Origin of the sequence: Pseudomonas sp. NPDC087346, from assembly GCF_044744235.1 — a bacterium.
GTDB lineage: Bacteria > Pseudomonadota > Gammaproteobacteria > Pseudomonadales > Pseudomonadaceae > Aquipseudomonas.
Genome location: NZ_JBIUXX010000066.1, coordinates 1 through 11,451 on the forward strand (window position 1 = coordinate 1; position 11,451 = coordinate 11,451).

Sequence of the window (11,451 nt, forward strand, 5' to 3'; positions counted from 1 at the left end):
GGTAGAGAAAGTCCGCGAATGCCTGGAAGCCGACCGCGCTCGCGTGCAGATCGGCCGCATCTCGCGCTTCGGCCTGCTGGAAATGTCTCGTCAGCGCCTGCGTCCATCGCTCGGCGAAAGCAGCGGCATCGTTTGCCCGCGTTGCAACGGCACCGGCATCATCCGTGACGTTGAATCGCTGTCGCTGGCGATCCTGCGTCTGATCGAAGAAGAAGCCCTGAAAGACCGCACCGCCGAAGTCCGCGCTCAAGTGCCGATTCCGGTTGCCGCGTTCCTGCTCAACGAAAAACGCAACTCGATCACCAAGATCGAACTGCGCACCCGCGCGCGCATCGTCATTCTGCCGAACGATCACCTCGAAACGCCGCACTTCGAAGTTCAGCGTCTGCGTGATGACAGCCCGGAAGCCGCGACAAACCAGTCCAGCTACGAGATCGCTGCTGCCGCTGCTGAAGTCGAAGAAGTCCAGCCAGCCGCTGCGACCCGCACCCTGGTTCGCCAGGAAGCCGCGGTCAAGACTGCTCCAGCTCGCGCCAACGCTCCGGTCCCGACCGAAGTGGCCGCTGCTGCCGCACCGGCACCTGCGCCAGTTGCCGCGCCAGAGCCAAGCCTGTTCAAAGGTCTGGTGAAGTCGCTGGTCAGCCTGTTCGCTACCAAAGAAGAGCCAGCCGCTCCGGTTGTGGTTGAAAAACCTGCCAGCGAACGCCCGGCGCGCAACGAAGAGCGTCGCAACGGTCGTCAACAGAGCCGCAACCGTAACGGTCGCCGCGATGAAGAACGCAAGCCGCGCGAAGAACGTGCTCCTCGTGAAGAACGCGCTCCACGCGAACCACGCGAAGAGCGTCAACCTCGCGAAGCCCGTGAGCCGCGTGAAGTTCGCGAACCACGTGAAGCCCGTGAAGAAGCTCCGGTAGCCCGCGAAGAACGCGCACCACGCGCTCCTCGTGAAGAACGTGCACCACGTGCTCCGCGTGAAGACCGCAAGCCTCGTGGCGAGCGTGAAGAACGCGTACGTGAACTGCGCGAGCCACTGGACGCTGCTCCGGCCGCTGCTGCCGCTGTCGCTGCCACCGCTGAAGAGCGTCCGGCCCGTCAGCCGCGTGAAGAACGTGCTCCACGTCCTCCGCGTGAAGAGCGTCAACCGCGCGCCGAACAAGCCGCTGCTGCCGTCGCTGAAGAAGAAGTGCTCAGCAACGAAGAGCAACTGGCAGATGATGGTCAGGAAGGCGCCGAAGGCGATCGTCCACGTCGTCGTTCCCGCGGTCAGCGTCGTCGCAGCAACCGTCGTGAGCGTCAGCGTGATGCCAACGGCAACGTGATCGAAGGCTCGGAAGAATCCGAAGCCGGCGAAAACGAAGCACCGAGCACTGCCGAACTGGCCGCCGGTCTGGCTGTTACCGCAGCCGTTGCCAGCACCGTGATCAGCGCTCCAGCCGAAGCTCAAGCCCACGAGCAAGCCGAACGCGCTACTGCCGCCACTCTGGAAACTGCTCCAGTAGAAGCGCCAGTGGTTGAAGCGACTACTCCGGTAGAAACCTTCGCCGCTCCGGAAGTTGAAGTCGCACCGGTTCAGGAAACCCTGCCTCAGGTTGAAGCGCCTGCCTTTGTTGTCGAGCCAGCCGCTGAAATCGTGGCTGAAACCGTGACCGAGACCGTGCGTGAAGTGCGCGAAGAACAAACCACGTTCAACTGGCATGCCGAGCCGGCCGCCGCTGAAGCTCCAGCACCTGTCGCTGAAGCCGAAGTTGCACCAGCCATGGTCTCCGAGCCAGTGGTTGCTGCTGCCGAACCGGCTCCAGCGCCAGTCGTTGAAGCTCCGGTGGTTGAAGCTCCAGCGGTTGAAGCACCGGTAGTAGAAGCACCAGTGGTTGCTGAAACTCCAGTAGTTGAAGCCGCTCCGGTCAGTGCTCTGGCAGCCAACGGCCGTGCGCCGAACGACCCGCGTGAAGTGCGTCGCCGCAAGCGTGAAGAAGAGCGTCTGCAGAAGGAAGCCGAACTGGCTGCCGCTGCGGCTCCGGTTGTTGACGTGGTTGAAGCATCTGCTTCGGTTACTGAAGAAGCCGTGGTTGAGTCGGTGATCGCCGAAGCACCACGCTCCGTTCAGGACGCGGTCGAGCATCACCAAGAGGCCCAGGAAAAACAGCACGAGCCTAAACCTCTCGTCTGATTCCAAAAGCCAATAAAAAGCCCCGCCCGGTGAAAACCTGGCGGGGCTTTTTTATGTCTTACAGCCTGGAAGATCAAAAGATCGCAGCCTTCGGCAGCTCCTACATTTGGAATGCATTCCCCTGTAGGAGCTGCCGAAGGCTGCGATCTTTTAGCCGCTACACAAATCTCAAAGCCTCAGGCACATCGATATCCCACAGCACGCCGGGATCATCCACTGCAACCTCAACCACCCGCCCCTGCTTGAACAACGGCCTGGCCCCGCGATCACCGGACAACGCCATCAGCCCCCGCCCGAACGAACGACCAAATCCCACCGGATGCCCGAACTCACCATCCTGCACCGGCACACTCACCGCATCATCGGCCATTGCCGCAACAATCCGCTCAATCGTCGAAGGCAAAATAAACGGCATGTCGCCGAGCACAATCAACCAGCCATCAACATCCGCACACGCCGCGACACCCGCCGCAATGCTGTCGCCCATGCCGGTCGACTCAATCGAGACGATGTCGCAGCCATAAGCCTGCCCCATACGCATCGCCTGCGGCCGGGCTTCGGTGGTGACCAATACACGTTTATCCAGCGCTGCCGGCAGATTCACCAACGTCTGCTCGATCACCGAACGCAGCGCGCCGTCACGCCCGGTGCAATCGGCGAGCAGCTTGTCCTTGTCGGCACCAGCCACCTGACGAAAGCGGCTGCCCTCGCCTGCCGCCAGCACAATCACGCCAATGGATCGGCTCATACGCCCTCCGTTGTTTTCTTCTGTTTCAGCTCGACGCCGTTCTTGATCGCGACGATTTCCGCCAGCAGCGACAAGGCGATTTCCGCCGGAGAATGGCTGCCGATATGCAAACCAATCGGCCCGTGCAAACGATCAATGGCTTGTTGCGACAAGCCTAGCTCAAGCAGATTTTCCCGACGCTTCTGGCTGTTGATCCGCGAACCGAGCGCACCTACGTAAAACGCCCTGGAATCCAGCGCCGTCAGCAACGCCATGTCGTCCAGACGTGGATCGTGGGTCAGCGCGACAATCGCCGTGCGTTCGTCAGTCTGGATATTCAGCACCGCTTCATCCGGCATGCCTGGGACGAATCGTCCGTGATGCTCTTCCCAGCCGTAGACAAACTCGGTGCGCGGATCACAGATCAACACTTCGAAATCCAGCAGCCGCGCCATGTCCGCCACGTAACGCGACAACTGCCCGGCGCCGATCAACAGCAAGCGCCAGCGCGGGCCGTAAATGGCACGCAAGGTCTTGCCGTCGAAGCTCAGCGAATCGGTCTTGCCAGCGGCAGACAGAAGCACCTTGCCGGTTTCGACATCCAGTTCACGGGCGACGATTTCATGGTTTTCGCAGCGAGCCAACAGTTCGGCGACCCAGTCTGGATCGCCGACCCGCTCTTCAGTCAGGCGCAAAGTTCCGCCGCAAGGCAAACCAAAACGCGCCGCCTCTTCTCGTGTCACGCCATAGGTGATCATTTGCACCGGCGGGCCGTCGCTGGCGATCCGACCGTCGTGCAAACGAGCGATCAAATCGTCCTCGACACAACCGCCGGACACCGAGCCAATCACCACGCCATCCCCACGCAAGGCGAGCATTGCCCCGGGCGCTCGCGGCGCGGTGCCCCAGGTCTGCACCACGCTGAACAGCACCACCCGCTGCCCGGCGCGGCGCCATTCGAGCACGCTGCGCAGGACATTGAGATCGACGCTGTCCATCAGGCTTGCGCCTTCTGCCAGCCCTGCAACTGGTAACGCACCGGCAGATTACGGATGCGCTGACCGGTCGCGGCGAAAATTGCGTTGCACAGCGCCGGCGCAATCGGCGGCACGCCCGGTTCACCGACGCCACCCAACGGCACATCGCCCGGTGGCGTCACCAGATGCACCGCGACTTCCTTCGGTGCCAGCGACATGCGCGCCACTTCATACATATGGAAGTTGTCCTGCTGCACCTTGCCGTCCTTGAAACTGATTTCACCCAGCACGGCGTTGCCCAGGCCCATGACGCACGCACCTTCGAACTGCGAACGGATGCGCTCCGGGTTGATCTGCGGCCCGCAGTCCACGGCGATATCGGCCTTGTGCACGATCAACGTGCCGTCGTCCTTGACCTCGACTTCGATCACCGCAGCGACATAGGTGACGAAACTGTAATGCACCGCCAGACCCAGCCCGCGCCCCTTTGGCAACTTGCGGCCCCAACCGGCAGCCTTGGCCGCCGTTTCCAGCACGGTGCGCATACGGCCGGTGTCGATCGGATAACGCTCAGGCGATTCGCCGTAGTTCCACTCTTCGCTCAAGGTACGCGGGTCGATTTGCCGATCCGGGCCGAGCAGTTTGATCTGATACTTGAGCGGATCTTCGCCAGCCTTGTGCGCCAGCTCATCGACAAAACTCTGAATCGCAAAACCATGGGGGATGTTCGACACCGAGCGATACCAGCCGACCCGCGTGTGCACCGTGGCTTCGGGGTTTTCCAGACGCACGTTGGGAATCGCGTACGCCATATTGGTGAAACCCATGCCCAGCTCGAACGCGGCTTCGTGGTTCATGCCCGGGGCGAACAGCGCAGTGATGCTCGGCGCCACCGTGCGGTGCAGCCAGCCGGACGGCAGACCATCCTTGTTCAGTGCGGCCTTCAGGTATTCAGCGGAAACCGTATGGAAATACGAGTTATGGATATCGTCTTCACGGGTCCATTGCACACGCAAGGCTTTGCCGGGGAATTCCTTGGCAAGAATGGCCGCCTCGACAACGAAGTCCGGTTTGGACTTGCGCCCGAAACCGCCGCCCAGCAGCGTGACATTAAAGGTGACGTTATCGAACGGCAGTCCCAGACGCTCAGCGATTCGCTCACGAGTGACCTGCGGCGCCTGACTCGGCGCCCAGGCTTCGCAAACGCCGTCCTTGTAACGGGCAATCGCGACCATCGGCTCCATCGGCGCCTGAGCCAAATGCGGCAAATAGTACGAGGCTTCAAGAGTGCTCGCGGCGCTGCTCACAGCCTTGTCGATATCGCCGGTATTGCGCACCACTTTGCCGGGTTTCAGCGAGGCGGCTTCCAGTTCCTTGCGATAGGCAATCGAGTCGTAACTGGCATTCGGGCCATCGTCCCACTCGATTTTCAGCGCCTCACGGCCCTTGATCGCCGCCCAGGTATTGCTGGCAATCACGGCCACGCCGCCCAACGGCTGAAACTCCGAAGGCAATGGACGACTTTCGATCTGAATCACCTTAAGCACGCCGGGGATTTTCAGCGCAGCGCTGTCATCCAGGGATTTGACCTTGCCGCCGTACACCGCCGGGCGGGCAATAGTGGCGAACAGCATGCCGTCGAAATGCACGTCTGCCCCATACACCGCACGACCATTGACAATGTCGGCACCGTCGATGGCTTTGGTGCCTTCCTTGCCGATGTAGCGAAATTCCGAGGGTTGCTTGAGTTTCAGGCTGTCCCGAGCCGGTACTGCCATAGCGCTCGCGGCTGCGGCCAGTTCGCCATAACCGAGTTCACGGCCGGAAGGTTTGTGCAGGACTTTGTGCAGTTGCGCATGGCATTCAGCGACCGGGACTTTCCACTGCTCGGCGGCGGCTTGTTCGAGCATGGTCCGAGCGGCGGCGCCACAACGACGCATTGGCTCGTACCAGTGACGCATGCTGCGCGAACCGTCGGTGTCCTGGTTGCCGAAGCGCACTTCATCACCCGGTGCCTGTTGCACTTTGACCCGGGCCCAGTCGGCCTCCAGCTCATCAGCCACCACCATCGTCAGGCTGGTGCGCACGCCCTGGCCCATTTCCGAACGGTTGCAGACCACAGTCACCGTGCCGTCAGTGGCGATACTCACATAAACCTTGGGATCGTCGATCCAGCCGTTGGGCATGCCATCGGCGCCGAACTTCTTCGGCTTGTCATCGGCGAACGCATCCTGCCAGCCCCAGCTCGCGGCCAGCACCAGCGCGCCAGTAGCCCCGGCGCCCTTGAGGAAACCCCGGCGACTGAGGTTGCTCAGAGCAAAGTCATTCGGCAAACGGCTCATGCCTTGGCCTCCTTCAGATGGGTGGAAGCCTGGCGAATGGCGGTCTTGATCCGGTTGTAAGTGCCACAGCGGCAAATGTTGCCGACCATCGCTTCTTCGATCTGCTCGTCGCTCGGGTTCGGATTGGTTTTAAGCAACGCGGTGGCGGACATGATTTGCCCGCCCTGACAGAATCCGCACTGAGCCACAGCAGTGTCGAGCCAGGCTTGCTGGACGACTTGCCCGACAGGGTCGGCGTGCAGGTTGTCGATGGTGCTCACGCTCTGCCCGACCACCGAGCCGATTGGCGTGATGCAACTGCGTGCCGGCAAGCCGTCGATATGAATGGTGCACGCGCCGCACAGGCCCATGCCGCAGCCGAATTTGGTGCCGTTGTAACCGGCGACATCGCGGATTGCCCAGAGCAGCGGCATGTCCTCGGTGACGTCCAGTTGATGGTCTTGGCCATTGAGTTTCAGGGTAATCATGGGCACGCCCGCATAGAGGTTCGGTTATGGGGTCGAGCAATCTGCCGCCGGAAATCAGCGGTGGTTTCACGCAGATCGACTCAGGCTAATGGGCTCTCTTGTGCCGACGCGGACGTCTGCACCGGGCCTTTGGTGGAGCAAATGACTGGTATCGTTAGCTCACTAAGTTAACCCAGCGTTAACAAAAAAGCCCTGCACTTTTTGATCAGTGCAAGGCTTTGGATGGCGCTTGTGAAAGCGTAGCTTCAATAGCGGTTGGGCTCCATTTCCAGCTCGACATTGAAACGTTCTGCAATGTCTTTCTGGATACGTTGTGCCAGATCGAACAATTGCAGACCGGTCGCCGTGCCGTAGTTGACCAGCACCAGCGCCTGCAACTTATGCACGCCGGCATCCGCGTCGCGGAAACCCTTCCAGCCGGCGCGCTCGATCAGCCAGCCTGCGGCAAGCTTCATCTGCCCATCCGGTTGCGCGTAGGCCACCAGATCCGGGTGTTGCGCTTTGATCTGCTCAACCAGCGCCGCCGATACCAGCGGATTCTTGAAGAAGCTGCCGGCATTGCCCAGCACCGCCGGGTCCGGCAGTTTTTCGCTGCGGATGCTGCAAATCGCTCGGCTGACGTCAGTCGGTGTCGGCTGCTCAATGCCCTGTTCGGTCAGGCGCTGACGCACCGGGCCGTATTCCAGATGCAGATGAGCGGCGCGATCAAGATTGAAGCGCACCCGCAGAATCAGCCAACGTCCCGGATGCTGTTTGAACAGGCTGTCACGGTAGGCGAAGTTGCATTCTTCCAGAGTGAAATCACGCAGCTCGCCAGTCTGACGATCCAGCGCGGTCAGCCCGGCGAACACATCCTTGATCTCAACGCCGTAGGCGCCGATGTTCTGCATCGGCGCAGCGCCAACGGTGCCGGGAATCAGGCTGAGGTTTTCCAGCCCCGCGAGGCCCAGCGCCAAAGTGTGCTGCACGAATGGATGCCACGGCTCACCGGCCTCGGCTTCGATCTGCACACGGTTGCCGTCATCACTGATCACGCGGATACCACGCGTGGCCATGCGCAGCACCAGCGCTGAAATATCCGCCGTCAGCAGCAAGTTGCTGCCGCCGCCGATCACCAGCAGCGGAACGCTGTGGGCAGTGGCATAAGCCAGCGCTTCGCGCACATCAGCGTCGCTGTGCGCTTCGGCAAACAGCTGCGCACGAACGTCCACGCCAAAACTGTTGAACGGTTTCAGGGAAACCTGTGGTTGCACCTGCAAACTCATAACCGCCCCTTCACTTCGATCACCAATTGATCGCAGGCGTTTTCGATCAGATCCAGTACCTGCTCAAAGCCTTGGTCACCGTCGTAATACGGGTCCGGCACTTCATCGACCAGACCGGCATAGCGGCGCAGGAACAGATCCAGTTCAGCCTTGCCGGTGGACGGTTGCAGCGCCTTGAGGTTGCGCAGGTTGCTGTTGTCCATCGCCAGAATCAGGTCGTAACTGGCGAAATCGGCGCGACCGACCTGCTGCGCGCGTTGCGCCGACAAATCGTAACCGCGCAGTTTGGCCGCAGCCTGACTGCGCTTGTCCGGTGGATTGCCAACGTGCCAGTCACCGGTGCCCGCCGAAGCGACTTCTACCTGAGCAGCCAGCCCTGCTTCGCGCAACTTGTGGCGCAACACGCCTTCAGCGGTGGGCGAACGGCAGATGTTGCCCAGGCACACAAACAGAATGCGCATCAGGCCTCCAGCAGGCGACGAACGCGCTCGAGGTCTTCGACAGTGTCGACCCCGGTCGGCGGAGCGATCAACGCATCGGCCACGTGAATCCGTACGCCATGCCACAGGGCACGCAATTGCTCGAGAGATTCGGTGTTTTCCAGCCAGCACGGGCCCCAACTGACGAAGTCATGCAGGAAACCGGCGCGATAGGCATAGATGCCGATGTGGCGGCGATACGGCACTCCTTCCGGCAATTGCTCGCGGCTCTTGGCGAAAGCATCGCGAGCCCAAGGCAAGGTCGCCCGACTGAACGTCAGCGCCAGACCATTGAGGTCGCTGACCACCTTGACCACGTTGGGATTGAACAGGGTTTCCACATCTTCAATCGGCTCGGCCAGAGTGGCCATGCGCGCTTCGGTGTGGGCCGCAAGGTTAGCGGCGACCTGATCGATCACGCTTGGCGGGATCAGCGGCTCGTCGCCCTGCACGTTGACCACGATGGCATCAGGCGCCAGACCCAGTTTCGCCGCAACTTCGGCCAAACGGTCGGTACCGGAGTTATGGTCTTCACGGGTCAGCACCACTTCGGCGCCAAAACCTTTGCAGGCCTCGACGATGCGCGCATCGTCAGTCGCAACCACCACACGGCTGGCGCTGCTTTTGCACGCCTGCTCCCAGACATGCTGGATCATCGGCTTGCCGGCGATCAACAGCAGCGGTTTGCCCGGCAAACGGGTCGAGGCGAAACGCGACGGGATGACAACGGTGAAGGCTGTGGTCATTTATCCAGACGCTCGTCGGTGGTCAGGGTGCGCGCTTCGCTTTCGAGCATCACCGGGATGCCGTCGCGGATCGGGTACGCCAGGCCAGCGCCCTTGCTGATCAGTTCGGTCTTGTCGGCGCTGAGCTTGAGCGGGCCTTTGCAGATAGGGCACGCGAGGATGTCGAGTAGTTTGGTGTCCATGAACATTCCCTGGATAAAAGAGTTAAGGCAAAAGCCGATCCGGCAACAGGCGCATCAATTGTGTGTCGAACCAGGCCACGAAGGCCGGCGACGGCACGGCATCGACCGCCAGATACCACCAGTCGGCAGCAGCAAAGGCGCGGCACTTCACCGCGTCCTTTTCGGTCATCACCAACGGCAATGACGGCGTGAAATTCAAAGCCTTCACGCTGTATTCGGCGTGGTCGGCGAACGCATGGGGGACTGCGCGCCAGTCTAGCGCTTCGAGGGTATTGAAGAAACGTTGCGGATTGCCGATTCCGGCGACCGCATGCACGGCCTGACCGGCAGGAAAGTGCTCGAGCGGCTTGCGCTCACCGCTGCGCAGATTGACCAGCGCAGTCGGTTGCAGATGGAAAGCAAAGCCACCCACGCGATCTTCGGTCGCACCGTTGAACAGCACACCGTCGACGCTTTGCAGACGCTCGATCGGCTCGCGCAACGGCCCGGCGGGCAAACAACGTTTGTTGCCCAGGCCACGGGCGGCATCGATCAGCACCAGTTCCAGATCCCGCGCCAACCGATAATGTTGCATGCCGTCGTCGGAGAGGATCAGGTCCAGCGGTTCGCTTGCCAACAAGGCTTTGACGGCAGCGCTGCGATCCGGATCAATCATCAATGGTACGCCGGTGCGCTGGACGATCAGCAACGGCTCGTCACCAGCGATATCGGCACTTTGATCGGCTGCGACCCGCCACGGCAACTGCGGCGGTTTGGCGCCATAACCACGGCTGACTACACCGACACGCAAACCGCTGCGGCGACAGTGTTCGATCAGCCAGAGAATCATCGGGGTCTTGCCGGTACCGCCAACAGTGATGTTGCCGACCACGATCAGCGGCACTGGCGGCTGGTAGATCTCACCTTCACCGTCGAGAAAACGCTGACGCTTGCCGACTACCACGCGCCGGTACAGGGCTTCCAGCGGCCGCAGCAGTGTCAGGGCCGGATGCCCCTGATACCACGCGGCGAGCAAACGATCAGACAGGCTCATCAGGATTTTGGCGCCGCCTCGACCGTGGTCATGCGCAGATGGCTGAAACCGAGCTTGCCGGCCGCATCCATGGCGGTGATCACTGATTGATGCTGAGTCTTGCCGTCGGCACTGATCGACAGCGGCATGTTGGTGTCGCCATTGGATTCTTTCTGCATGGCTTCCATCAACGTTGCCAGATCGTTCTTCGGCAGAATCTTGTTATTCACCGAGAACACACCTTCGGCGTTGATCGCGACATCCAGTTGCTTGACCTGCTGGTCTTCAGCCGGAGAGCCGCTGACCGCTTCCGGCAAGTCGACGCGCAACTGGGTTTCGCGGGTGAAGGTGGTGGTCACGACGAAAAACAACAGCAGGATAAACACCACGTCGATCAGCGACGCGAGGTTGATATCCACTGTTTCCCGAGGTTTGCGACGGAATTTCACGCTTTGCCCTCGGCCAGATCGACGTCACGGTCGCCCTGCACCACTTCGACCAGTTTGATCGCTTCCTGCTCCATGCCCACCACCAGTTCATCGATGCGGCGTTGCAGGAAACGGTGGAAGAACACGGCCGGAATACCGACCATCAGGCCCGCAGCGGTGGTGATCAGCGCTTTGGAAATACCACCGGCCAGTACCGAGGCGTTGGTGGTCATGCCGGAACCGGTGAAGGCACTGAAAATATCGATCATGCCCAGCACCGTACCGAGCAAACCCAGCAGCGGAGCCATGGCGGCGATGGTGCCGAGCGCATTGATGTAGCGTTCGAGTTCGTGAATCACCCGCGCGGCGGCCTCTTCGATGCACTCTTTCATGATCTCGCGACCATGCTTGGAGTTGGCCAGACCGGCGGCAAGGATTTCACCCAGCGGCGAGTTGGCGCGCAATTCCTTGAGTTTTTCTTTATTGAGTTGTTTGTCCTTGATCCAGACCCAGACCTGACCCAGCAGATGTTCCGGGGTCACACGACTGGCGCGCAGGGTCCACAGGCGTTCGGCAACAATCGCCATGGCAGCGATGGAACTCAGAATGATCGGCAACATCATCCAGCCGCCGGATTTGACCAATTCCCACACAGTGAA

Annotated in this window: 12 protein-coding genes; 1 reads left to right on the forward strand and 11 read right to left on the reverse strand. The window is 61.0% G+C overall.

All coding sequences use genetic code 11. The features are described from left to right. On the forward strand, nucleotides 1-2,167 hold a 2,167-nt coding region (locus ACIOZM_RS26775; protein ID WP_401219440.1), incomplete at its 5' end, for a ribonuclease E. 157 nt (nucleotides 2,168-2,324) lie between these two features. Here the strand turns inward: ACIOZM_RS26775 and ACIOZM_RS26780 are convergent. From ACIOZM_RS26780 to ACIOZM_RS26830, 11 genes are all read right to left on the reverse strand, one after another. Beyond that, complete coding sequence (locus ACIOZM_RS26780) at nucleotides 2,325-2,915, reverse strand: nucleotidyltransferase family protein (protein WP_401219443.1); 591 nt, start codon at nucleotides 2,913-2,915, stop codon at nucleotides 2,325-2,327. Beyond that, nucleotides 2,912-3,892 (reverse strand): XdhC family protein, encoded by a 981-nt coding sequence (locus ACIOZM_RS26785; protein ID WP_401219446.1) that lies wholly within the window; start codon nucleotides 3,890-3,892, stop codon nucleotides 2,912-2,914. Before ACIOZM_RS26785 ends, ACIOZM_RS26780 begins: the two co-directional genes overlap by 4 nt. Next, nucleotides 3,892-6,213, reverse strand: a complete 2,322-nt coding sequence (locus tag ACIOZM_RS26790) for a molybdopterin cofactor-binding domain-containing protein (RefSeq protein WP_401219448.1) — start codon at nucleotides 6,211-6,213, stop codon at nucleotides 3,892-3,894. The genes ACIOZM_RS26785 and ACIOZM_RS26790 overlap by 1 nt, the downstream gene beginning before the upstream one ends. Next, nucleotides 6,210-6,680 (reverse strand): (2Fe-2S)-binding protein, encoded by a 471-nt coding sequence (locus ACIOZM_RS26795; protein ID WP_401219451.1) that lies wholly within the window; start codon nucleotides 6,678-6,680, stop codon nucleotides 6,210-6,212. The genes ACIOZM_RS26790 and ACIOZM_RS26795 overlap by 4 nt, the downstream gene beginning before the upstream one ends. 245 nt (nucleotides 6,681-6,925) lie before the next feature. Then, nucleotides 6,926-7,945: a UDP-N-acetylmuramate dehydrogenase gene (gene murB, locus ACIOZM_RS26800; RefSeq protein ID WP_401219454.1), complete on the reverse strand. Its 1,020-nt coding sequence runs from the start codon at nucleotides 7,943-7,945 to the stop codon at nucleotides 6,926-6,928. Next, the gene (locus tag ACIOZM_RS26805; protein WP_401219457.1) at nucleotides 7,942-8,406 is read right to left on the reverse strand and encodes a low molecular weight protein-tyrosine-phosphatase; all 465 of its coding nucleotides are present in this window, start codon (nucleotides 8,404-8,406) and stop codon (nucleotides 7,942-7,944) included. Before ACIOZM_RS26805 ends, murB begins: the two co-directional genes overlap by 4 nt. Next, nucleotides 8,406-9,170, reverse strand: a complete 765-nt coding sequence (kdsB, locus tag ACIOZM_RS26810; RefSeq protein WP_401219459.1) for a 3-deoxy-manno-octulosonate cytidylyltransferase — start codon at nucleotides 9,168-9,170, stop codon at nucleotides 8,406-8,408. The genes ACIOZM_RS26805 and kdsB overlap by 1 nt, the downstream gene beginning before the upstream one ends. Then, nucleotides 9,167-9,352, reverse strand: coding sequence for a Trm112 family protein (locus ACIOZM_RS26815; RefSeq protein ID WP_003174668.1), 186 nt, complete (start codon nucleotides 9,350-9,352; stop codon nucleotides 9,167-9,169). Before ACIOZM_RS26815 ends, kdsB begins: the two co-directional genes overlap by 4 nt. 22 nt (nucleotides 9,353-9,374) lie before the next feature. Then, complete coding sequence (gene lpxK / locus ACIOZM_RS26820; RefSeq protein ID WP_401219462.1) at nucleotides 9,375-10,385, reverse strand: tetraacyldisaccharide 4'-kinase; 1,011 nt, start codon at nucleotides 10,383-10,385, stop codon at nucleotides 9,375-9,377. Beyond that, complete coding sequence (locus ACIOZM_RS26825; protein WP_401219465.1) at nucleotides 10,385-10,813, reverse strand: ExbD/TolR family protein; 429 nt, start codon at nucleotides 10,811-10,813, stop codon at nucleotides 10,385-10,387. The genes lpxK and ACIOZM_RS26825 overlap by 1 nt, the downstream gene beginning before the upstream one ends. After that, a complete protein-coding gene (locus ACIOZM_RS26830; RefSeq protein ID WP_016771007.1) occupies nucleotides 10,810-11,445 on the reverse strand; it encodes a MotA/TolQ/ExbB proton channel family protein in 636 nt (211 codons plus the stop codon). Before ACIOZM_RS26830 ends, ACIOZM_RS26825 begins: the two co-directional genes overlap by 4 nt. Nucleotides 11,446-11,451: the final 6 nt, after the last annotated feature.